The organism is Ferrimonas sp. YIN67 (assembly GCF_057219095.1).
Map to the genome: position 1 here is coordinate 116,149 of NZ_JBXVVJ010000004.1, position 24,258 is coordinate 140,406.

The following is a 24,258-nucleotide window of genomic DNA, read 5'->3' on the forward strand; positions in this document are numbered from 1 at the left end:
CTTAGAAAGCTGTGCGTGTCTTGAGTTTGACCTCGTTCACAGCGATCGCGGCCTTTGCCGCATTACTATCCAAACGGAAGCGAAGCTTGGTTTGCGCGGGAAGTGGCCCAGTGAGATCAATCATCCCCTTGTACGTGCTGCCTGGCAGCATCACGTAGTTGAAGTTGTGCTCCTGAATGCTCTTCCAGCCATTTTCATCGGCCATCTCAATAAGCAGGCGGTCGGAGCCGCCGACATGTTGGCCTACAAAGTCGTAGCTGAGTTCCAACTGACCAATCTTCTGTCCGTCCAAAGCCTTTGACAGTTCAACTTCGGCAGTCGAGCTAGTGAGCGTAAATGCGTTATCAAAGGGCTTTTTCGCAGCACTCCAACCCGTCACCTCCTGCCAGTCCTGCCAGCCACTGAGGCGGACAGAATCGACGGTGACGTAGCCGCCGTCGCCGTTAAACTGGACTTGAATGCCAATGCGCATCTCCTTCGGGAAGCCGCCGGCCGGTGCATCAAGAGTCCAGCTGTGCTCGCCTAAAATACGATTCCCTTTGACGGAAGCCGCTTCTTTCCATTCATTGCCATCGTGGTACACGAAGTTCAGCTGTGATGACTTGAACAACTCCGTTTTACGATCGGCCCGACTTTTCCGATCCAGTTTTTGGTGATTCGGTACCAGAAGTTCGAGTTTGATCTGTTCAAAAACAGATCCGTCAAAACTCTCTTCCGTTGCAAGGAAGGCATTCTCAGTCAGTTTCTTGCCATCGAACTCGACGGCAGACGAGCCCATGTTCCGGTCTCCGTTCTTTCTACTTAAGCCCACACCGGCACCGGTAGATTTCCAGATCCCCCACTCGCCAAAGGGCTCGAAAATGGTGTTACCAATCACCATCCATCCATCCAGAGGGTCATAGTTCACGACGCGCAAATAGGTCGGATCGTTGCTCTGAGCCTGGTGGAATTGCTTCTGAGCGTCAATAACGGAGGTAAGCACTTCAAGGTTTTGTGGATCTTTGATGGCGGGCACAAACAGGTCGTCGCCAGTGGTCACCGCTTCATCCAGCATCATTTGACGCAGGCGGGTGATCTCATCTGCATACGCAGGATCATCAATCAGGTTGTGCAGGTTGTCGGGATCATTGGCGACGTCATAGAACTCTTCCGGCATGCGGTATTCCTGTCGTTCGACCCAGTCGCCAACAATAGGGGCAAGCTCCGGATTGGCCTCTGCCTGCTTGAACACCTGCCACGTAAACATGCCCATGGTCACGCTGCCAAATCGACGGTTGCCATCAGCCCATGCGTTTAAGATGTAAAGCGAATCCTTTGTCTGGATTGCCCGAGATGGGTTGCGGTCGTTCTGCTGTTTGTAGACAAACTCACGCCAGGCCCCTACCTCTTCCTGCTGCAGCATCGGCAGGAAGGAGCGGCCATCCACCTCCATAGGAATGGGCTGCCCCACCACCTCGCTAAAGGTCGGAAGCAGATCGATGGCGCCCACCATATGTTCATCGTTCACCGATCCGGCTTCAACCACGCCAGGCCAACGGACGATCAAGGGGGAAGAGGTGCCATGATGGTAGAGCGAGGTTTTCGCGCCAGGCAGCTGTGCACCATGGTCGGAGATGACGACGATCATGGTGTCATCATAAATCCCCCCATCGATCAGCGCTTGGATCATGGCGCCCGTTGAGTCATCCCCACGCTTTACCGTGTTGTAGTAAGCGGCAACCTCATCAAGCATGTGTACGTTTTCGACACCATCTCGTGTTGTGCTTACACGGGCGTGCTCCGGCAGAACGGGGAACCAGCTCGGATAGGGAACCTCATCCGCGGTGTAGATCCGGCTTGGATGATTGCCAGTCTCCTCAATCGGCCCTTTGCGTGGGTGCCAACCATAAAATGGGGTATGCGGGTCAAAGATGTTGAGGTTAAAGAACAGCGGCTGATCGCTCTTCTTTGCATCCTCAATGGCTACCGTCATCTTGTCGTAGATGTTACTGGGCACACGGGTTGAGCCATAGCCATCGTATTCGACATCCCACGAGCTGTGTGGCTCGAAAGGCATCTGGTGCGGGTTCTTGCCCATCACACCTGTATGATAGCCGGCGGCTTGAAACACAGCGGGCATGGTATTGCGCAGCGTGTGGTTACCGGCGCCCGCTTTGCCCAGCGAAAAAATGCGACTATTTTGCTGATACATGCCAGTCATCATGAATGCCCGGGAAGGGGTGCAGTTGGCTGCCATAACGTGAAAGTTATTGAAGCGCATCCCTTCATTGGCCAGACGATCGAGGTTTGGCGTAATGTCTTCCAGTTGATTCCCGTAAGCGCCAAGGCTGTTGAGATTCAAGTCGTCGAACGTAACAAAAACAACATGTGGTTGTGCAACCGCATAGGTTGCAGTGATTAGTGCAGCCGCGGGTGTCAGTCGCAACAACCTTGAAACATTGCTCATGTCTCTTCCTTTTTTTCATAATTCAGGCCCAAGGTGGCAGATTTATTAAAACCACCCCAAACCCATTTTATTTTCTTTACCAAAGTTCCTGCTGTTGCTCACAAAGTAATTAGCTTGGGGCTCAATCACTCTGATCCTTTGAACCATGGAGGAGATTTCAATGACTCTGACCCCTTGAACCTGCGCCTTGAACCTGCGCCGCAGGGGGGCTTGGCGCAGCGTAAGCCACCGCTGCTCAGGGCTTGGAGAAATCCTTGGTGGTAGGATTTATTAACTTCAATTAATTATCTTATTAAATAATCTCTGTACTCTTTGATCATACTGTCGTAATTGTCCTGTATCTCTATATGCATACATGATGAATACACGCTAGTAATGAAAGTGAGAGTCATAAAAACAAAGGGCACAACCAAGACAATATTTCTCAAGCGTTCCTTTGGGTATTTGGCGGCACTTTTATCAATTTCGTTGCATTTTCTTATTCTGGCAACAACTCCCCAGCATGCCAGCAGCCATATGATAACCATGAAAAACCACTGAACTAATAGTAAATATGGTGCAAGAATTAAGCAATTCATAAGTTGTCTCATTACTACGCCAATTAGAATTGGCTGAGCTCCTCAGGGGTCATAGTGACCCGTTGAACCCAGCCGAAGTGGACAGGGCATGGCATGGGACCTAGTATGGCGTCACAGCAGATGAACTAACCAGGCAACGATGAAATTCAGCTACGAGCAGATCCAGGCCTTCGTGGCGGTGGCCGACGCTGGCTCATTCAGTGCTGCGGCAAAGCAGCTTGGCAAGCACAGGACGACGCTGGGTCAGGTGATCACCAATCTGGAGATCGAGATTAACATGACCCTGTTTAACCGCAGCGGTCGTTATCCAACACTCACCCCGGCAGGAAAGTCACTCTATCAGCAAGCCAAAGCCTTAACCGCGGCGAGCAGTGCATTCGAGCAGTTGTGTCTGTATCAGGAAAAAGGCATTGAAACCGAGCTGATTGTCTATTACTCCGAGCAACTTCCAGAGCAACTCATTGTTGACGTTACCATCATGCTGCGTCAGCGCTATAAACAGGTAAGGATCCATTGGCTTAAAAGCAATAATGAGGAGATCCTGGTTGCACTGCAAAACAACAGCGCCGATCTGGCGATTGTGATCTGTCCGACCGGGGATGCCATCAGCTCGATAGACTTTACCTATTTAGCCAACATCCCTTTTACCCTTTGTGCCAGCCCAGAGTTTATTCAAAAAGAGGGTCCCACCAGCCTGGCGGCGTTACAGCATCTGCACCAGTTGGTATTAACGGATTACTACCATTCGGGAATTTCAAGATCGATCTGCACCTCAAATCACATCCAGAAATACGACAGTCTGCACCTGCTGCTGCAAGTGTTAAAAGCCGGCGAAGGCTGGGCCGTGCTGCCTTCACACAGCGTTAGAAAAGAGATTGAGCAGGAGCAACTGAAAGCGATCCCGCTGAAACAACTCAACACGCCACTGCGCTTTCCCGTGGTGATCTGGCAGGCATCATTGTCCATGGGACCGGTGGCCTCCTACGTCATCGAGTTGTTCAAAGAGTGCGCCGCTGTGTGCGAATGAATGTGATGACGGGATCCTCACATACTGAGTTTGTTGCCGAGGACTGGGTGGATAGGATAGGCCAAGTAGCGAATGACACCCGATTAGGAAACACCATATCAATGAAAATGAAAGCTCTTGCCCTCGGCATTATGGTAGCTGGCATGACCATCGGTGCTGCACAAGCATGTACCTCCATCGCCTGGAACACCGAACACCACGGTACCATCACGACCCGTACCAACGATTGGATGGAGTCCACCAACCCGCGCCTCGGCGGTATTGTTAAAGGTGAACAGCGCCACATCCAGGGCCCGGGGATCGGCAGTCAATATACCGTTAAGTACGACGTGGTCGCCATCCTCGCCTACGGCGAGTTGGATCTGGTCCATGACGGCGTCAACAGCGAAGGCTTGCAGGTCAACACCCTGTTCTACCGTCCGATGACGATGGAGCCGGTTTCAAGCCCGGAGCAGGTGTCTCAGTTCACCCTGGGTGAGTATTTCCTGACCAATTACGCTTCCGTTGAAGAGGTCGTCAACGCTCTGCCAACGCTTGGTTATGCCTCGATGCAGTTGGAGGCGATGCCGGTCGATATCACTCTGCACTGGTCCATTACCGACAAAAGTGGTGACCGCGCTGTGATTGAAATGGATCCGGACGGTCTGAAGATCTACCGTGGCGAAGACGCCGCGGTCATGACCAACGATCCGTCGATGCAGGCGCATATCGATAACCTCAAAGAGGTGAAGCCATCCTGGGAATCCGCCGATCGTAATCTGGCCTTTGGCTCAAACGGCAACAGCGCCTCACGCAGCCGCTTTGTTCATGCCAGCTACTTTCTGAACTGGCTGGATGAGCCGAGCAGCGCCATGAACGGCATGATGAAACTGTCCACCGTAGCTTATCGTGTACCTGCCGACGCCCCCTACATGGATTTTGGCCAGGGCATGACCGGCTATGCGACCGAGTGGACGCTTTCACAAAGCTTGGAGACCGGTGACAGTGTGTTTGAATACAACTTCGGCGAAAACTGGAACACCGTGCACTTTAACGTCTATGAACTGATGGGCAAGTCTTTCCGTGCCCCGCTGAACACCAACGCCATGGGCAAACTGGAGTTGTCGGCACAGTAACAGTGATGGATTTCAATGACGCTGATCCCCTTGGATCGGGCGACCATTAAGCGGGACTGAACTCTTGAGATCATTTCTCCGGACCTAAATAAGCCCCAGGCATTGAGCCTGGGGCTTTTTCCATGTTCGCACGGTGGCCCCGATGCTTTTGCTCTTTCTGGAGGGTTTAAAGGGTCAGAGTCATTGAAAGGATCTGTACCCACAGAGTTAGTAGTCACTCATCCGGGACGCCTTGAAAATGTTGGTTTGAGTAATTTTTGCTCAATGCGTTAGACACGCTTCCGCCCCTGGCTTACGGCCGCCCATTGCCCTTGGTCTGGTTTGTTAAACCTCTAATGTAACAAACTGATTTGTATGTAAAAAGCAATGATTGGCGTTCAGTTGGGTGTGATGAGTGAAGCGTGACTATGGGCACGAGTTGCTAGGCTTACAGCGATGACTTGGAGAAGGGAGTGGCAGGGATGGCCAGATTACGGCGCCTCGATCTTGCGGGGCTCCCCCAGCATGTGATCCAGCGGGGCAACAACCGTCAGGCGTGCTTCTTTGATGATGAAGATCGCCACTGCTACCTGGACAAACTAAATGAGGCGTGCGAGCAGCACCAGGTGGCTGTCCATGCCTACGTGCTGATGACCAACCATGTCCATCTGCTGGCGACCCCGAGGGAAGAGGGTGGGGTGGGGCGGATGATGCAGAGTTTGGGGCGGGTTTATGTGCAGTACATTAATCGCACCTACCGGCGAAGCGGGTCGCTATGGGAGGGGCGCTACAAGTCAGCCCCGGTGGACTCGGACCGTTACGCGTTGACGGTCAGTCGCTATATTGAGCTGAATCCGGTGCGCGGCGAGATGGTGTCTCACCCTGCTGAATATCCCTGGTCGAGCTATCGAGCGAATGCGCTGGCGGATAACCGGGCGAGTCGATTAATGGTGACGCCTCATGCTAGTGTCCTCGCCTTGGCTAGCGATGCAGTAAAGCGTGCACAGGCTTATCGCGCTTTGTTTGATGATGCGATCCCGGCCAAGACACTGGCTGAGATCCGTGAGGCAACGAATAAACTCTGGGTGATCGGCAATGATCGCTTTAAGGCCGAAATCGAAGCGCATACTCAGCGTCGCACGCGTTCCCTCGGCCATGGCGGGGACCGTCGTTCGCAGGCTTATCGAACGCGATAAGGTGATCATTCGCTCTGAGCCTTTGAACTCCTGTCTTTAACTCATGGGGGCAATCACTTTGACCCCATGAATAGTGTTAGCTCTTGTCCTCCGGTTTTAATGACTCTGATTACGTAAGCGAAATCTGCTTAAGCATTTGTTTTGCTTGAATTAAAGCTCTAATCCGGTAAGGTTGGCAGCCTTCATCACAAGGGAGTATAGGAATGAAAGTTTTATCCAAGTTGGTCGTAGCCAGTGTTTTTATGAGTTCATATGCCGCCGCGAATATGCCGTGTAACGTCGGTTCTTATGAGCGAACTGCTGGTTATTACAACTGCGTCGGATACGGGGACGCCGACTGGGAAGCTCGTGAAGGGGACGCCGACTGGGAAGCTCGTGAAGGGGACGCCGACTGGGAAGCTCGTGAAGGGGACGCCGACTGGGAAGCTCGTGAAGGGGACGCTGACTGGGAAGCTCGTGAAGGGGATGCAGACTGGGAAGCTCGTGAAGGGGATGCAGACTGGGAAGCCAGACGCTAGGGTTGCGTAGGGCGGCAATCATCGTCAATTGGGCCGGGATATTGCTCTGAAGATGATGGTCGCTTTGAGTCCCTTGGGCTATTAATCTTTTCGATGGCTTGCTCAACGTCCGGCGATCTGCCGGGCGTTGTTTCAATAACTCTGACCCCTTGAACCCCTCTGACCCCTTGAACCCCTTGAACCTCGCCTTGAACCTCGAACCGCTTGAACCGGACCCCTTGAATTACTCAGCTACAGCGTTTCATGGCTCCATGAACTTCGCCTTGAATCGCCTTTTCAGCTTCTGACCCCTTGAGCCCCCTGAATCTTGCGTCGAGCGGCTTGAGTGTGAGACGCTCCGCTGCCTGCGTTGGCATTGTGGAGTCGTCTATGCTGTTGTTACTCAAGTTGATTTTGGTACCGGCCATTATCGTTTTTATCTCCCTGCTGGGTAGGCGTTACGGTGCGGGCGTGAGTGGGATTGCCGCTGGTTTTCCCGTGGTAGCGGGGCCAATTATTTTGTTACTCAGCCTGGAGTACGGGCTGGAGTACGGGGCGCAGGCCGCCGGGGCGACCGTGTTTGGGGTGGCGGCGATCGCCGTTTTCTGCGGTGTGTATGCCTTCCTGGCGCGACGGATGGCGTGGTGGGGCTGTGTAGTGATAGCGACACTGATCTTTGCTGGATTGGCCTGTAGCTATGCCTTGTTCAGGCCCACACTGTCCATCAGTCTGGTGTTGGCCTTGATGGCGGTTTTGCTGGCCTGGTGGAGTATCGATACTCACATGCTGGGCCCTGTAACGGTTCGTCCGGCTCGCAACGAGTTGTTGTACAGGGCACTATCCGGTGGCGCACTGGTATTGGTGGTCACTTCTCTGGCAGCAACCTTGAGTCCCGAGCTTAGCGGCATGCTCTCCTGTTATCCGGTCGCCATTATCGTGATCGCCTGTTTTACTCATGCCCGCTTTGGTACAGGTGCAGTGACGCTGTTTTATAAGAACGTCACCTTTACCCTGTTGTCGCTGACGGTCTTTTATTTCACGGTAGCAACTTTGTTGCTGGAGCTGGGGCTGGCCCGTACCTTTGCCTTGGCCATGATCAATACCCTGTTGGTGCAATGGGTGGCGAGCCGCTGGAAGCGCCGTATTGAACAAAGATCGATGACGCTGGCTCGATAAGCATTGCATCAGGGATGGGGGGCAACCAAGGGCATCGAGCAAAGGGGCGACTCGGATTGGAACTTGAGATCAAGGCTCAAGGAACCTGAGTTACTGGGCTTTTGTTATCGGCAAAAGGGTGATCTCTGCCGACACCTGCGCTTTTTCGGCGCGCTCAAAGCCCTGTAACCACTCTCTGGTGAGTTTCTTTTGTATGGCGCAAGTGAGTGCGTAAGGGCAGTCGTCCGGGCTTAGACCCGAGTTGAAGGCGTGCTCGCCTTCGGCCCTGGTTGCTTGATAGCCATCGGAAACCCGGTTGTAGACGCGGTAGTTGTACTCACCGAGCGCAAGGTTAATTCCGACGAGGGATAGGCCCAGTAGGAGATAGATGGTGCAACCAATGAAAAGGCCGTATTGAAGCCGCTCCGGATAGAAGAGCAGTGCAAACACTATGGATGGGATGACGAGTTTCCAGACGGTTCCCGTGCTCATCCGATCCATTATTCGAGAAAGTCGGGTTTCCAGTCGACTGAGCCTTGCCCATCGCCGGCCAAGGGCGATCCGCTGCTCTTGTTGCCTTGTTAGCATTTTTCTAGACCTGTTTGGGACCCAAGGGAGCAAAGTGGAGCCGTAGAGACCGCCAAGCTGCTGTGGCCAGCCAAGCCTCACTCCGACCCGGTTTCTCTCTGAGCGTCAGGCACTCCGATGGCTCGGGTTGGGTTTTGATTGGGTATTCCTTGACTCTATCAAACCGGTTTTAATGCGCAAAGCGTTGAATTTTATTCCCTTTGTTTTTAGTGTACTGAGGCGCAGCATTCACCTGTGTTGCGGCCGATAAGCCTTTGCTCCTGTTTCAGTCGCAGGATTGTGAGCGGACCCTGAGATCAGGCCCTTTTCATTGGGCGGAGGCGTATCGTGATTGTGTATGTACCGGTTGCGAAGCGGGCTTAGGGTGAGTCCGGTAAGTAACAGACAGGCTAGGAGGGGATGAGCGATTCAGGGTAGGGATCCAATCCCTGGCGGGATGCCTTACCTCGGCAAGAGGACGAGGCGGTGAGCATCGCTCATTGCGTGGCCATGAGCGAAAACAAAATAATATGCTTTGATCTCTCGGTTTAGGGGCTGGGAAGGGCTCCCTATGTCGCCACTCCCAGCCCCTGGCGCGATCAGGCCTGTGGCGGTGTGCCTTCACAGTTGGATACGACGGCATCAATCTGTATTAACGCATCCATAGGGATAGCTGAAACGCCGACCACGGTTCTGGCGGGGAGATCGCCGTTGAAGAAGGTTTTGTATACTTCATTTACGGCATCGAGGTCGTCAACATTCTTCAATTGGATATTCACCTTAACGGTATCATCCATCACATGTTCAACACTTTCGACAATGGCCTTAATATTGTTCAGGCATTGCTTGGCCTGTTCTTTCACGCCGCCTGCAACGATTTCATTCGTCTTTGGCAATAAAGGAAGCTGGCCTGAAATATGGTTGTAATGAGAAAATGCGACCGTGTGCGAGTAGGGCGCCTTGGGGGCGTTGTCCGTATTATTGGCTTCGATCACGATCAGACGAGCATCTTCAGGGAGCTGTGGCGGTGTACCATCTCCGTGTGATACTACGGTATCGATCTGTACCCGTGCACCCATAGGCAAGGCTGCCGCACTAATAACGGTACGTGCGGGAACATAGCCTGGGAAGAAGTTTTCAAAAACATCATTGACGGCGTCAACGTCCGACAGGTCTTTCAGGAAGATTGTTGTTTTAACGATATCTTCCAAAACGTGGTCGATACTTTCTAAAACGGCTTTTATGTTATTCAGGCACTGCTGTGTCTGCTCTTTCACATCTCCGGCGATCAATTGACCCGTGGTGGGATCAATCGGCAATTGAGCCGCGAGGTTATTGTAGTGAGAGAAAGCGACGCTTTGCGAGTACAGGCCCTGGGGGGCGTTGTCGGTACTTCTGGAGACTTTGATCAGTTCGCAAGGCGCCTGTGGAGCCGTGCCTTCACCGTTTGAGATCAGGGCATCCATCTGCACCAGGGCATCGCTCATCGGCAGGGCTGCCACTTCCACTGTCGTGCGTGTCGGGAGCGCACCCTGGAAGAAGCCAGGATAGATTTCGTCGATGGCATCAAGGTCTTCGATATTTTTAACGAAGATGTTGATTTTAACCACGTCATCCATAACGTGATCAATGCTTTCAACGATCGCCTTAATGTTGGTGAGGCACTGTTTTGCCTGTTCTTTAACACTGCCAACGACGATGCTACCCGTTTCAGGATCAACCGGTAATTGCGCTGAAATATTGTTGTAGTGGGAGAAAGCCACTGTTTGTGTGGAAACAGAACTTAGGGGGGCATTTTTTGTATTTCTGGAAACTTTTATAATGTCGGCACTCATGTCGTCATTCTTCCTTTTATGCGCTAGGTATTATTTTATTATTCTTGACAGGCTGTCATTCTAGAGAATGATTGGAGTGATGCAATGATAAGTAAGATTGTTTGAATTATTTATGGTAACTGCAAGACATCTTCAAATGTGACTTCACTAGAGTCTCAGATTGATTGGCAGACGCAGTCTGCTTCAGAAGTAATGCCGTCAGTGAGTTAATGGCTTGACCAGGGCATCCCTTGGGAACTTTAAGCCAGTTTATGCCGTGAACTTTGTTCCTGATGATCCCTATTTCGTTCAGGCCTTATGGGTTATCCGTAGAGTTTCTGATGAATGGTTGGGCCGTGACCTCATTACTGCGAATGAAAGGAGGATGCAATGAAGCCCCCTGGGCTGGCCGCAAACTCTCTGGAAACCTCCGCCATGGCGTAGAGGGCTGCGCACCTTGGGGGCAGCCGCAGTTCAGCGCCGATAACCGAGCAAGAAAAAGCCCGAAGGGCGACCAGTTGCTCCCCTCGGGCTTGTATGTTTATGTTGGCGCATTGACGCTACCTATGTGGCCCATTCGTACAGGCTGGGATGAACACAGCGAGGCTCAGCGTTTTCTGGAGGGGCTGCAAGGACTCTGCTGCCCAGCCCCAGAAACCTTAGGCTGCGAGAACGTCGATTAACTCGCCCAGGGTTTTGCGGTAATTGGGGCAGCCGATCTGTCCGCGACCTAGCGCGATGGTACTGATCAGTGCGTGTGCGGGGATCCCATTTCCCAAGGCATCCTGGCAGAAAAGTCGTAGTAAAGTTTCATTCTGATGCATGCGTATAGCGCTGCTTAACACGTCAATATGTGATGACATAAAAGGCCTCCTAAATAGAAATTTACGGTATTGGTCAGAAATACGGCGGTCAATTCCGGAGGTAAATGGAATGTGAACTGTGTGTGGGGGCGCACGCTGTTGCGCTGATGGCGCGATAATTTTTACTGCTGTGATGTAATAAAACAAGATCGGGGATCATGGCACCAGGCATAAAGCGAGAGCGATTGGTCAGGCTAAGCCGGGAGATCTTACGCTTGGGATCGGAGTTTCCAATCACTCTGAGGTTGTTTGGCCCATGACGCTGATCCTTGAATGAGGGTGTGCTTCACTATCCATAGGATGTGGAGAAACGCCTGGAGGAATAGGAGGGTTAGATCATGAGTGCACAGATCCCACTCGGTGGAGTTCTGCTCGATCTCGAAGGTGTGTTGTATGTGGGTGAGCAGGTCATCGACGGAGCGGTCGAGACGATACGTCAGTTGCAGCAGCGCGAGATCCCCCATCGCTTTGTCACCAACACCACTACCCATTCCCGTCAGGCCCTGGCGGATAAGCTCAAGGCGATGGGGTTTGCTATCGAGCCGGAGGTGATCCTCAGCACCCCAGCTGCGGCTCGGGTATACCTGCAGCAGCTGGGAGTCCGCTGTGGTGACTTTGTGGTTGCCGACGCCATTCGTGAGGAGTTCGCATCCTTCGCGGAGTCGATGACGGAGCCTGAGGTGGTGGTGATCGGGGATATCGGTCAGGCTTGGGACTACCCCCTGCTCAATCGGCTGTTTGAGAGGGTGATGGAGGGAGCCAGGTTGGTGGCACTGCACAAGGGCAGGTACTGGCAGACTCCCGAGGGGCTGCGGCTGGATATCGGTGCCTTTGTCGCCGCCTTGGAATACGCCACGGGCGTCGAGGCGACCCTGATTGGTAAGCCGGCACCGGCCTTCTTCGAGGCGGGAGTGCAGGCGTTGGGCCTGGATAGAGCGACGATCCTGATGGTGGGGGATGATATTGACAGCGATATCGGCGGCGCACAGCGCTGCGGTCTGCGGGGGGCGCTGGTGCGAACCGGCAAGTTTCGCGCTGAATTGGCTGAGGCGTCGAAGGTAAAGCCTGACATCATCATAGATTCCGTCGCCGATCTGATGCCCTTGCTGTAAGCCTAGAGCATTAAAAAGCCCTAAGGACTGTGCCTTCGGGCTTATGGGGTTGTCCCACGGGCTGCTGTGGAGGGGCCATGGCGGAGACGGCTCATATCAAGCCAAGCGCAAGGAAGGTGTTGCGCGTGCGGGTTATATGCATGATAGATATCCGTTCTCTGGGGCTGAGATCGTCGGTGCTGCTTGGGTTCGGTGTCCGGACGGTGCCCTGTTTTGTCGCCCCACACCTTCATACAGCGGGCACCGCAGGGCCATGCACAGGTAGTGAATTTACATCGTCTTACACGCATCTGTGGCGACGTTTGAGAACAAGGTTACTCGAGCGGCAGCCGGGTTTGACCTGGCGTATTCTTGGGCCCTGTGAAACGGCGCGCCACTGCTGGAGCCGCAGTGTCTGCCCAGCCCGCGAGCGCCTCGTAGGCGGGACCGCACGGGGCCGGCAACGCGACATCGAGCAACGCCATTTCCCTCCGGTTTGTTTGCACGTCCGTAACAACGAAGACAACCCCGGATCGTCCCATGAACCCCGGGGGCCACCAAGGAAGATAAAAATGATAAAAATTCGAGCGCTTGGCGCTTTGATCACGCTCTGCGTCGGGATCGGCTGCACCTCCTATTCCGCTCAGCAGATCCAGCGACTGGGCGCGGACTACCAGGCCCCCGCCGTTACGCCGAGCTCCCAGGTGGAGGCCGCGTATGGCGTAATCGAGCGCCTCAAGAGTGGGCTGGGCAAGCAGTTTGAACTTGGCATTATCCCGCCGGCGGAAGATGGCCATGACAGATTCATCATCGACAGTCACCAGGGCAAGGTGCGGGTGCGGGGCAATAATGGCGTTGCGATCCTGGCCGGCGTCCACCAATACCTGGTCGACAGTACGGGGATCAGCATCAGCTGGCTGGGGGATCAACTGGCGATCCCTGAGGTCCTGCCGCTGCCGAAAGAGATCGTCGACCAGCGCACCGTCGCCAAGCAGCGCGTGGCGTTTAACTACTGCACCCACAGCTACACCATGGCGTTTTGGGATTGGGAGCGCTGGCAGCGTGAGATCGATTTTCTGGCGCTCAAGGGCATCAATATGCCGCTGGCCATCACAGGTCACGAGGCGGTCTGGTTCAATGTCCTGCGAGAAAAGTACGGCTTCAGCGACGAGGAAGCCCGAGGCTTCCTCGTGGGGCCTCCCTACTACGCGTGGCAGTGGATGACCAACCTGGAAGGGCTGGGTGGACCGGTCAGTGATCAGTTTATCGAGCAGCAGGTGGAGCTGGGTCAGCAGATCCTCATGGCCCAGCGCGCGCTGGGGATGGATCCGATCCTACAGGGCTTCTCGGGGCATGTGCCGATGGCCATGATCGACAAGTTCCCCGAGGCGGCGATCCGCAACAAGGGCGACTGGGCCGGGCGCACCATAGATCTGGCGGAGGTCGATCCGCTGGATCCGCTGTTCGCCAGCCTGGGCGCCGATATCCTGGCGGAGAGCGACCGTCTGTTTGGCAGCGCCACCTATTACGGCAGCGATCCTTTCCATGAAGGGCGGCCGGCGATCAAAACCGCTGACTACATGGCCGCCGTCGGGGTTGCCGTCAGTGAGATGTTCAGCAAGCACAACCCTGATGCGATCTGGGCCAAGCAGACCTGGGGCCTGAAAATGGAGTTGCTGCGCGACGTTGACAAAGAGCGGGTGCTGCTGCTGAACCTGAGAGGCAACCCGGGGCAGAGCTACGAAGGGTTCGAGCAGGTGGTGGGAACCCTGCACAGCTTTGGCGGCCGTACCGCCTTGCATGGTGTGCCCGAGGAGATCACCGCGCGCTACGAACAGACCCGTTTGGGCGAGCACGATTCCACCGGTCTGGGCCTGTTCAACGAAGGCAGTGAGCATAACCCGGCGTACTATAACTACTGGTTCGATCTGCTTTGGCGCGACCGTGCGCCCGATGAAACGACCTGGTTAAAGGAGTACGCCGGACGCCGCTACGGTCAGGCCACCGAGGCCACCGACAAGGCGTGGCAACTGTTCTCGGAAACCATTTATGGCCCGCGCAGCAAGGGGTTGGAGCGCGATCCCATCGTGGCTGCCCGCCCCGGACTGGATGTTCGTAAGACCACGCCCCAGTGTAAAATTGAGGTGCTCTATGAGCCGCTGGCGTTCGTCCAGGGCTGGGATCACCTGCTGCAGGACAGTGAGCGGCTCAAGAGCAGCCCGGCTTATCATGTCGATGCGGCCGACATCACCCGACAAGTGCTGTCCAACTATCTGATTGAACTCCACTTCCAGCTACGTGCCGCCTACGATAGCCGCGAGCTTGCGGCCTTCGATGCGGCCAGTGCGGCCTTCCTCGAGGCGATCCAGGATATGGATGACGTCAGCGGGACCATCGAGCCGTATCGTCTGAAGCACTGGATCGAAGGGGCTCGCGCCCGTGCGGCCAGCCCGGCGGAAGCGGATCACTTCGAGCGCAATGCCCGCATGCTGCTGACCCGTTGGGGACCGCTGGAGATGGAGCGTGCCTGGGACTACGGCTGGCGCGAGTGGCAGGGGCTGATCGGCTCCTACTACCTGCCCCGTTGGCGGGAGCTGCACACGCATCTGCGTCAGACCCTGATCGAGGGCACCACCTATCAGGATACCGATGTTGAGCTGTCCCAGGATCGTCATGCCCTGCGTGCCACCCCCTTCCTGGCCGAACTGACCGAATGGGAGATCGACTGGATCAACCGGACCGAACGCAGCGATTACGACTACGCCAGTGTCTTTGCCAACGGCGTCGAGGCCGCCCAGGCGATGCATGCCAAGTACCGTGCGCAGTTGGAGCGGGTGTACACCGATGGGGCGTACATCCGGCAGACCCGGCCCTACCGTGACGTCATGGGAACCCCCTATCCGCAGTCGCCCAGATATGACAAGTGGCTGGAGCGTCGGAGCAAGGGCAAGAAGCAGCGGGAGATCCGGGAAGAGGAGATCATGTAATCAATCAGCCCAAGATGGCGGTGGCGCAGGCCACCGCCATTTTTGTTCCGGACGGGTGTGCCGTGAACGTCGCCACTTTACGGGGCGATCGTATCGGGTGCCGTCAGTGGGGCGGTTATGCGGATCTGCGGCAGCCCGGCATGGGATCTGCGGACAGGGTGGCCGCCCATAAGGAGCCCAAGGCATTTCCTTTTGCTCATGGCGCAGCGGGGCGAAGAACCCAGAACCAACAATGCGTGTTTAACACGCCGTATTCTCCCTTTTCTAAGGTTAAAAATGCTTTATGAAACAAGCTCTCTATAAACACCTTGCCGGCCCATGGTTGCGCCGGTGCATCTTAACCCTGGGGCTGGTGGCCCCACTTTCTGCCGTGGCCGACGCGCCGAATCGCCCGCTTAATCTGGCGCCGCTGGCTCAGGTGAGCGGCGATGGCGAGCACCTGCGGGCCCTGATCGATGGCATCAAGCAGCAGGACGGCCAGGGCGAGTGGATCGGCGGCAGCCCCAACAAGTGGCACGGCGAGATCAATTACCCCTCGGTCACCTTGACCTGGCCCGAGCCGCAGACCGTCAACACCGTGGTGATCTACGATCGCCCCACGCTGGATGAGCACATGGCGGCGGCCGTGCTCACTTTCAGCGATGGCAGCAAGGAGCACCTGTTTGCCGTGCCCAACGATGGCTCGCCCCTGGAGCTGGTATTTGAACCCCGCACGGTGGAGTGGATGCGACTGGACGTGGTCGACGGCGTCGGGACTCAGATCGGCCTCTCCGAGCTGGAGGTGTATCACCAGAGCGGCGCCCCGCTGACCGTGCTTAAGCCGCGCCTTGAGCTGAGCGACTGGGTGTCCCATGTGGATCCCACCATCGAATCCGGCCGGGGTCGCTGGTTTTTCAGCACTCCGGGCAGTCGCCCCTTTGGCATGGTGTCGGCCGCGCCGTACACCCGCAACAAGAACCAGGGCGGTGGCGGCTACAACTACAACAGCGATGAGATCCTGGGGTTTACCCAGATCCACAACTGGATCATGTCCGGGATCAACATCATGCCCACCACGGGTGAGGTGGATCCCCGCCTCGGCGAGCAGGGCTGGAAGTCCAAGTTCTCCCACGATAACGAGATCATCGAGGCGGGCTACCACAAGGTTTTCCTCGACCGCTACCAGACCCAGGTGGAGTACACCTCCACCGATCGGGCCGCGTTTTACCGTTTGAACTATGAGCAGGACGCCAAGGCCAATCTGTTGCTGCAACTGGGGGGCTTTGTCGGTGCGGCCAGCTATGTCGATCCCAAGGTGACGCTGGTATCGCCGACCCGACTGGAGGGCTCCCACGGCATGACCGATCGCCTGTGGGGCGGGCCACGACTGTCCCACGTGTTCTTTGTGATCGAGCTGGATCGCCCCGTCGAGCGGATGGACGGCTGGATCGGACCCAAGCAGCGCTTTAGCGATATCCAATCCTTTGACAATCCGCTGCCCGAGGGGCGCATCGTCAAAGACAACCATCGTGAGCACATCACCCAGTATATGTTCCAGGATGTGCCCGAGGAGCGGGCGGGCGTGGCGCTGGCGTTTGACGCCAAGGCCGGGGAGGAGGTGAAGGTGAAGATCGGGATCTCCTACACCAGCCTGGAAAACGCGCGCAAAAACCTCGAAGCGGAACTGCCGCACTGGGATTTTGATCGGGTCCGGCAGGAGTCCCGGGACGAGTGGAACGAGTGGCTTGGCAAGGTTGCCGTCGAAGGCGGCAGCGAAGACACCCGCATCAAGTTCTACACCGATCTCTGGCATGTGCTGCTGGGTCGCCACAAGATCGACGACATCAACGGCGAATACCCCAGCTACTTTGGCCCGGGGGATGAGCGGGGGATCGTGCCGCTCACGGTTCAGCGCGTGCCGCTGGACGAGGATGGCCGTCCGAAACACCATATGTACAACTCCGATTCGCTGTGGTTGACCATGTGGAACCTCAATATTCTCTGGGGCCTGGGTTGGCCGGAGGTGATGGATGAGTTTTCCGCCTCGATGGTGGAGTACGCCCGCCATGGACGCACCTTGCCGCGGGGGCCGTCTGCTGGTGGCTACACCCACATCATGTCCGGCAACCCGGCCAGCAGCCTGATCACCGCCACTTGGCAAAAAGGCCTGCTGACCAAGGTGGACGCCGATGAGGCCTATGACGCAATGAAGCGCACCCACCCGCGCCGCATCAAGATGCGCAACGCCGGGATCGCGGTGCAGGGCTCCTTCGAATACTGGGCGCTGGCGCAGATGGCCAAGAAGACGGGGCGTGACCAAGACGCCGCCGAGTTTATGGCCCAGTCCCACGAGTGGAAACGCTTCTACGATCCGGACAAGAAACTGTTGTCGGGCAACTGGATGGAAGCCAACGACTGGCAGGGCACCTTTGGTGTGTCCCACGATATCCCCGGGCTGAGTGCGCTGATGGGCGGCGATGAGGTGCTGGCCCAGATGCTGAACCACGCGTTTGAGACCGAAAGGGGCTCTGATTTTGTCTTTTCTTATGGCGAAGGCAAGATCAGCTACGCCAACCAGCCGGGGCTCTCCAGTGCCCATGTGTTCAACCACGTCAATCACCCCTGGCTCAGCCAGTACTGGGTGCGTCGCGTCAGCCAGCAGGCCTACGGCGGCATTAACCCCAATATCGGCTATGGCGGCCACGACGAGGATCAGGGCCAGATGGGCGGCGTCAGTGCACTGATGAAGATGGGCCTGTTCAGTCTGCGCGGCACCTCCTCGGCGCAGCCGCGCTATGAGCTGACCGCACCGGAGTTTGACGAGATCCGCATTCAGTTGGATCCCCGTTACTATGACGGCGAGATGTTCACCATCAAAACCTACAACAACGCCCCGGAGCATCCCTACATTCAAAAGGCCAAGCTCAATGGCAAGCCCTTGAACACCTACTGGTTCTCCCACGAAGCGTTTGCCGCGGGCGGAGTCTTGGAGCTCTGGCTCGGTGCCGAGCCCAACAAGGCGTGGGGCATCGACCCCTGATCCTGTGGCGCCAGGCTCTGACTGCGTGACGTGATGTGAAGGGGGGCCGAACGTTGCCCCCTGTTAAGCGACGCACATTGCAGTAGCGAAACGAAAAGACCCAGGCAACCTGCCTGGGTCTTTTCGATCTTGGCTCGTCAGGGATCGCTTTGTGTTGGCCCCCGGTTGGTTTGCTTAGTCGCGTACCAGGGCGTCGATGGTGGCGCGGGCCTTGGCGCGGCGCACTTCATTGGCTGCCATCGCGGCATCCAACAGGTCCTGCGGGATCTTCTTTCTTGCTTCCAGAACCAGGTGGCCGTTGTAGTGCGGGTATTCGGTGCGGTTGCGGCCCCAGCGCGGCAGCTCATTGTCCGCATCCCAGGCCTGGTAGGCGGCCAGCAGTCGAGCGGCCTGTTCTGGCTGGGTTTGGGACAACTCGTGTTGCTCTTCCATGTCGGTGCCGAGATTGAACAGGACCGGCGCTTGCTGGTTGCGGAAGTTCTCGTTGTACAGCTTCCAGTCGCGATCCCGTACCGCCCAGCCTCGGGAGTTGGCCCAGAACAGGAAGCGGTCTTGCAGTTGCTCCTGCTCACCGGTCAGCAGGGGCAGCAGGTTTTCGCCTTCCAGTTGCCAATGTGGCTGTTGCTCGATCCCTGTGGCAGCCAGGGAGGTGGCGAGAATATCCAGGGCGATGACGGGCTCATCGACCCGCTGGCCCGGTAAGATGGTGCCTTTCCAGGTGGCGGTAAAGGGAATGCGAATGCCGCCTTCCCAGAAACTGCCCTTTTCGCCACGCAGGGGCGTATTGAGGGAGAAGTTGTCGTTGAGCTTGCCGCCGTTGTCGGACAGGAAGAAGATGAGGGTGTCTTCCATCAGGCCTTCGGCTTCCAGTTTATCGAGGATCTTGCCGATGTTTTCATCCATGTTGTAGTTCATGGCCACGGCTTTGCGGCGGTTCTCATCCTCGATATGGGCGAAGCGTTCCATGTCGACCTGACGCGGCTCCATCGGGCTGTGAATGGCATTGAAGGCCACGTAGAGGAAGAAGGGATCTTCTTTATGGCGCTCGATGTAGTCGACCGCCTCATCGCCAAACTTGTCGGTCAGGTACTCGTCGAAGTTCCCTTCCAGCTTGCCGTTGCGGTACATGGCCGCTTCCGGCTTGTAGTCGAACTTGGCTTCGTTCATCGGACCCACATAGTAGGTTGCGGCACCGTTGTTAAAGCCGAAGAACTCCTCGAAGCCACGATTGTGTGGCCAGTACTCGGCGGGATCGGCATCATGCCACTTGCCGATCATGCCGGTGCGGTAGCCTTCATCAAACAGGTAGTTGGCGAAGATCGGGGTGTTCAGAGCCAGACCGGCGGGCACCTCGGCATCACGGGAGTAGGCCGTCACAATATCGTGGTAACCAAAGCGTTGCTGGTAGCGGCCGGTCATCAAACCTGCGCGGGAGGGGCCACAAACGGTGCCGGTGACATAACCGGCAGAGAATGAGGCACCCAGGGCGGCCAGTTTGTCCAGGTGTGGAGTTTCGACGTCGGTACTCTGATTTTGAAAACCCGTATCGGCGTAGCCCAGATCATCGGAAAACAGCAGGACGACGTTGGGGCGACGGGGGTCGTTGGCCGTGGCTTGTTCCGGGGTGGAAAGGCTACAGCCTGTAAAGCAGTAGGTAAACAGAGGATCTCATTGGGTACTCTCCAGATCGGTAAGGGGGTTCAAAATGACCCTAGCGGCCGAATTGGGTTCGCGTAAAGAAGGTGTCGACGTCATTGCCGGCCGAACCGTGTCGTTTGTCTCCCGTTATTTTTACCAAGTGCCCTCCAGGTATCTGTCAGGGGGTGAGGAGAAAACATTCCGGTCGGCGGCGCCGGGAGCTGAGTTTGAGCTTAACAGCCGGCGTTGAGCTGGGGGCGATGATGAGCCCTACCTTTCACATTCAAGGCGGTTAAGCCAGAGTCCTTGCTGCCAGCGGAAGGAAGCCAAGTGGACAGAGGCGCCTTAGTGCCGAAGAGGAAAAGGGGGGCGAAACACTCAGCCGCTGCGATCACCTCGCAAACAAGCTCCGCCGGTGTCACAGCGAGTAGGAGGCGCTTCATCTTGATGGCTCCGATCTTGTGATTGGCCTCTACCTCTTATTGTTACGAGTGGGGCGGCGCCAGGGGCCTTTGGACGGGGCAAGTGGGAGAGCCCGAAGCGTATGGCTCAGTGTGATGACCATAAGGGCTGAGGCGATGACGGAGGGATTGTGCCCTGTGCAGCGTTCGGCCAAGGGCTTGATGCTTAGGGTATGGCCCTGCTGACGGTGAGCAGGGCCATACCCTTGAGAGGTTAAGGGGTGATCGTTACTTTTTCGATGATGATGGGCTCCACGGGGACATCTTCATGACCGGCAATGGTGGTGGTCTTCACTTTTTCAATCGCTTTGATGACGTCCATGCCTGCGGTGACTTTGCCAAACACCGCATAACCCCATCCGGCGTTGGTGGTGGCGGTATGATCGAGAAAGGGGTTGTCGGCCACGTTGATAAAAAACTGGGCGGTGGCGGAGTGGGGGGCATCGGTACGGGCCATGGCAATGGTACCGACCAGGTTCTTAAGTCCTTTGTTGGCCTCGTTGACGATGGTGTTGCGGGTTGGCTTTTCCCGCATTTTTGCCGTCAGGCCGCCACCTTGGATCATAAAGCCTTTGATCACACGATGAAAAATGGTGCCTTCATAGAAGCCGTCTTCACAGTATTTGAGGAAATTTTTTGAACTGACGGGGGCCCGGTCAATATCGAGTTCGATGTCGATATCGCCGACGTTGGTGCTCAGAGTGATCATCTGGATTGCCGCTCGTTGGTGGTAGATGGGATTGGGGAAACGCCTGCATCGCGATGATGCAAGCCGTTCGTCTGCGCAAGCCTAGCCTGGTTGAGCGCTGCTTTCGATATTTTGGGGCAAAGGTAGCAGAGTGGGCAGCATAATGCTGCAGAGGAGTCCTGCAAGGTTGACTCAGTGCAGGCGTATCGTTTCTGGACACGGCACCTTGCCAAAGGTTGAGGCGTCCAGGCGAAGTCCAACTTCGACGGGCGCCATTTTTTCCGCAGGGGAGTGAGGGCAGAGCTTGGGGCGCAGTGTTTCTCCCGGTAGTAAAATGTTTCATGGCATCACAGAAACGCTTGAATATTGCTGGTAAAATGGCCGACCTTCCCATTCTAGAACCGCGATTCTCTGATCATGAAAAGACTGTTCCCTTTCTTTATGCTTGGCCTGCTCAGCACTTCGGCATTGGCCCAAACCCAGGGTCAAAACCAGGTTACCATCCAGGTTAATGCACCGGCCAATGGCGATGTGATTGCGTCGAACAACAACGCCGGGCAGCTGCCTGAGTATGGCAGGCACTCCAACCGGGGCTCTTATAAAGGGATCCAGTACAACTGGTTGGATTACGATCATCGTGATATGCGTAGCGCCAGTCCGGGGGCGGTTACTCTGATCTCCGGTTACCAGTTCGACGATTACTTTTCGCTGGAGGGCCGTGCGGGCACCAATGTGGATACCGACAGGTCTAGCCACGGAGTGAGAGCCAAGCTGGATTACTACTTCGGAGGCTACCTCAAGGGGGGATACGCCAACCCTTCGCCCTTTACGCCTTATGTTCTGCTGGGCGTGACGCGAGGCCGCGTTAGCGCGGGTTCCTACGGCTCTGGAAGCAATACCGATTTCTCCTACGGGGCCGGTGTGACTCTCTCCAGCAGTCGCTACTTTGCGCTGACCTTCGAATATGTGTCCTATTTCAGCGAAAGTGAGTTTGATCTCAGCGGTGCTTCCTTCGGGTTTAACTTCCGCTTCTAACCGAACAGTCCCGGACATCCTGCTTCGCGCCCAAGGCGGCAGAGTTGAAAGACTCTGCCGCCTTACTTTTGTGTGCCTGAAATTTTTCAGGTTGGGTTAGAGGAGGGCACTCGAGTGTCGTGCTGTTCAGCCGAGTGTCTTGCTGTCGTGGGTTGAAGCGAGGAGGCGTCTCGCTTTTCCGTATTTGTGAAGAGCCAGCCTGTTTGTTTGGCCCTAACGGATCGATCCAGGAGGGAGGAAAGCTTTGGGTCATATTGCAAGGGAGAGCATGGCGGCTTGTCTCTTGCGATTCGACCATGAGCCGCTGGTCGCGATGAGATATTTTTGCTGAGGGTATAGGGTGTTTTATTGCCAGATATTACCCCGTGTTGTGTTTGTATTTATGCATTTGTGTTTGTCGGTTGTTTTGTATTGGTGGGGGATTTGTTTTATTGTCTTTGGTGACTCCAATTTAACAAAGTTCAACTGCTTAAAATTACCACTTTAACTGTTTGTTTGTTATTCGGCGCTAGGGTTTTGTTGGGTGGAGCAATTATTCATCCGGTTGATTTTTGTGAGAGGTATCAAGTTTTACCTAACCGTTCACCCATCACGATGACGAGTTATTAAACGCCCGGCCGAAAATTGGTTCTGATCCCCGAAAACTCCTTTGTGTCGGACACTTAGGTGTTGGTGTGATTCCGCTCTGACCTTTTTTGGCATAGCTCCTGGCTGCTACTTGAACGGCATTTGTTTATTTTTAGCACACCTTTTATATTTCAAATGAATATTGCTCATTTGGGGCTGTCCGGGCTTCTGCTAGTGTTTTGGACCTGATTCAAGGTCGGTGTTTTTTTGCCGCCTTTATCCGTTTGAAATTCAACCTTTTGCATATGGGATATAAGCATTCCATATGCCGTTCTTGATGGGGTATAACGATGAAGAAGCAATGGTTAGCCTTACTGGTCTCTGCCTTTGTAGTCACCGGTTGTGGTTCTGATAATCCGGGCAGTGACAATGGCAACGATAATGGCGGTGGTGTGCTGCCGCCAGCGACTGGACCGGCCACCTTGAACTTGTCTGTCATGAATCGCTGGGATCAGGGTTTTGCCGACGAGGCGATCGATTCACTGCGTGGCGACTGTCATCATGACAAGTGTCTGGATGACCTGGAAAAGGTGAATATCGCCTTTAACTATGTTTTCCTGAAGAAGGTTGCGTCCTTGCCGGGCGAGGAAGAGACCTGTGATCAGACTGGCGAGTGTGAACCGTACCACGTGTACTTCGAGGATCACCCGAATCACCTGCGCATGCTGGAGGTGAAGGAAGCCAATGGCGGCAGTGCCGATCGCCTGTTTGACGGCCTGGTGGCGAAACCGGGAAGCTATGAGATGTGTCTGTACATCAATGGCAAGTACGAAGCCGGTGTCGAGCCGAACATCCGTCAAGACTCCCACGTAGTTGAGCACAGTGGCGTGGTGGATCACCTGACTACCCCATCTCAGGGCGCTTGTGCCGGTGCCAAGCCTCCTGCCGATGCCCGTGACAGTGGTCGCCTGGTCAGCAAGCGGTTCGATCTGGTGAGCGGCGATAACAACCTGGCGGTGTTCTTCGATCTGGAGAAGAGCCTGCAGTACAACAAGAACAAGGGCTGGCGATTCCTGGGTAACAAGAACTTCGAGATCCGCCACGTCGAGCGTGAGTACGGTGATATCCTTGGTACCGTGGCCGGCTCTGAGGTGCGTGATCTCTGTCTGCGTGAACGTGGCGAGTCCGTCGAAGCGGTGTACCTATACCCTAAAAACACCGCACAGCACGAGATGCTGGGCTATCACAGCCGTGCTGGGCATACGGTACAGAACCGTCCAAAGGATCACGCGCTGCTGGTGACCCCGGAAGCGTCCGACAACCTGGGCTACTTCTCCTTCCACGGCGTTGAAGCCGGTGAATACAACCTGGGTTACACCTGCACGACTCAGAACGATACCCCTGAGATCGAAGGTGATGGCTTCCGGATCCACGCCAGCCTGGGTGGTATCCAGGTTGAAGGCGGCGTGATCACGCATGTGGACTTCGAGGGCGAACAGTCCGAATAATCCCTCTCTGTCCCTTCCCTGGGAAGC

Annotated in this window: 15 protein-coding genes; 10 read left to right on the top strand and 5 right to left on the bottom strand. The window is 55.6% G+C overall.

Going from position 1 to position 24,258, the window contains the following annotated elements:
* Position 1: 1 nt before the first annotated feature.
* On the bottom strand, positions 2-2,446 hold the full coding sequence (locus AC2D8U_RS10970) for a sulfatase family protein (protein WP_484619093.1): 2,445 nt from the start codon (positions 2,444-2,446) through the stop codon (positions 2-4).
* Between the two features lie 717 nt (positions 2,447-3,163).
* Between AC2D8U_RS10970 and AC2D8U_RS10975 the strand changes: the two genes are divergently transcribed.
* From AC2D8U_RS10975 to AC2D8U_RS10995, 5 genes are all read left to right on the top strand, one after another.
* A complete protein-coding gene (locus AC2D8U_RS10975) occupies positions 3,164-4,051 on the top strand; it encodes a LysR family transcriptional regulator (protein ID WP_484619094.1) in 888 nt (295 codons plus the stop codon).
* Positions 4,052-4,152: 101 nt separating this feature from the next.
* Positions 4,153-5,166 carry a linear amide C-N hydrolase gene (locus tag AC2D8U_RS10980; protein ID WP_484619095.1) on the top strand — a complete coding sequence of 338 codons (1,014 nt, stop codon included), beginning with the start codon at positions 4,153-4,155 and terminating at the stop codon, positions 5,164-5,166.
* Between the two features lie 461 nt (positions 5,167-5,627).
* On the top strand, positions 5,628-6,341 hold the full coding sequence (locus tag AC2D8U_RS10985) for a transposase (protein ID WP_484619096.1): 714 nt from the start codon (positions 5,628-5,630) through the stop codon (positions 6,339-6,341).
* Between the two features lie 288 nt (positions 6,342-6,629).
* Positions 6,630-6,869 (top strand): hypothetical protein, encoded by a 240-nt coding sequence (locus AC2D8U_RS10990; RefSeq protein WP_484619097.1) that lies wholly within the window; start codon positions 6,630-6,632, stop codon positions 6,867-6,869.
* A 359-nt stretch (positions 6,870-7,228) separates the two neighbouring features.
* Entirely contained in the window at positions 7,229-8,014 is a 786-nt protein-coding gene (locus AC2D8U_RS10995) for a hypothetical protein (protein WP_484619098.1), read from the top strand.
* 90 nt (positions 8,015-8,104) lie between these two features.
* Here AC2D8U_RS10995 and AC2D8U_RS11000 read toward each other — a convergent pair whose 3' ends face one another.
* Both AC2D8U_RS11000 and AC2D8U_RS11005 read right to left on the bottom strand, forming a co-directional pair.
* Positions 8,105-8,485, bottom strand: a complete 381-nt coding sequence (locus tag AC2D8U_RS11000) for a hypothetical protein (protein ID WP_484619099.1) — start codon at positions 8,483-8,485, stop codon at positions 8,105-8,107.
* A gap of 674 nt (positions 8,486-9,159) precedes the next feature.
* Positions 9,160-10,395 (bottom strand): Rid family detoxifying hydrolase, encoded by a 1,236-nt coding sequence (locus tag AC2D8U_RS11005; protein ID WP_484619100.1) that lies wholly within the window; start codon positions 10,393-10,395, stop codon positions 9,160-9,162.
* 1,180 nt (positions 10,396-11,575) lie between these two features.
* On the opposite strand from AC2D8U_RS11005, the gene AC2D8U_RS11010 reads away from it, so the two are divergent.
* The 3 genes from AC2D8U_RS11010 (at position 11,576) to AC2D8U_RS11020 (ending at position 18,334) form a co-directional block, all read left to right on the top strand.
* Entirely contained in the window at positions 11,576-12,349 is a 774-nt protein-coding gene (locus tag AC2D8U_RS11010; protein ID WP_484619101.1) for a TIGR01458 family HAD-type hydrolase, read from the top strand.
* Positions 12,350-12,900: 551 nt separating this feature from the next.
* Positions 12,901-15,315 (top strand): alpha-N-acetylglucosaminidase, encoded by a 2,415-nt coding sequence (locus AC2D8U_RS11015; RefSeq protein WP_484619102.1) that lies wholly within the window; start codon positions 12,901-12,903, stop codon positions 15,313-15,315.
* A 283-nt stretch (positions 15,316-15,598) separates the two neighbouring features.
* Positions 15,599-18,334 (top strand): glycoside hydrolase domain-containing protein, encoded by a 2,736-nt coding sequence (locus AC2D8U_RS11020; RefSeq protein WP_484619103.1) that lies wholly within the window; start codon positions 15,599-15,601, stop codon positions 18,332-18,334.
* A 174-nt stretch (positions 18,335-18,508) separates the two neighbouring features.
* On the opposite strand, the gene AC2D8U_RS11025 is transcribed toward AC2D8U_RS11020, so the two are convergent.
* Both AC2D8U_RS11025 and AC2D8U_RS11030 read right to left on the bottom strand, forming a co-directional pair.
* Entirely contained in the window at positions 18,509-19,996 is a 1,488-nt protein-coding gene (locus AC2D8U_RS11025) for a sulfatase-like hydrolase/transferase (protein ID WP_484619266.1), read from the bottom strand.
* Between the two features lie 651 nt (positions 19,997-20,647).
* Complete coding sequence (locus AC2D8U_RS11030) at positions 20,648-21,142, bottom strand: peptidylprolyl isomerase (protein ID WP_484619104.1); 495 nt, start codon at positions 21,140-21,142, stop codon at positions 20,648-20,650.
* Positions 21,143-21,538: 396 nt separating this feature from the next.
* On the opposite strand from AC2D8U_RS11030, the gene AC2D8U_RS11035 reads away from it, so the two are divergent.
* Together AC2D8U_RS11035 and AC2D8U_RS11040 are read left to right on the top strand one after the other, a co-directional pair.
* Positions 21,539-22,156, top strand: a complete 618-nt coding sequence (locus AC2D8U_RS11035) for an outer membrane protein (RefSeq protein WP_484619105.1) — start codon at positions 21,539-21,541, stop codon at positions 22,154-22,156.
* Between the two features lie 917 nt (positions 22,157-23,073).
* Positions 23,074-24,231, top strand: a complete 1,158-nt coding sequence (locus tag AC2D8U_RS11040) for a hypothetical protein (RefSeq protein WP_484619106.1) — start codon at positions 23,074-23,076, stop codon at positions 24,229-24,231.
* Positions 24,232-24,258: the final 27 nt, after the last annotated feature.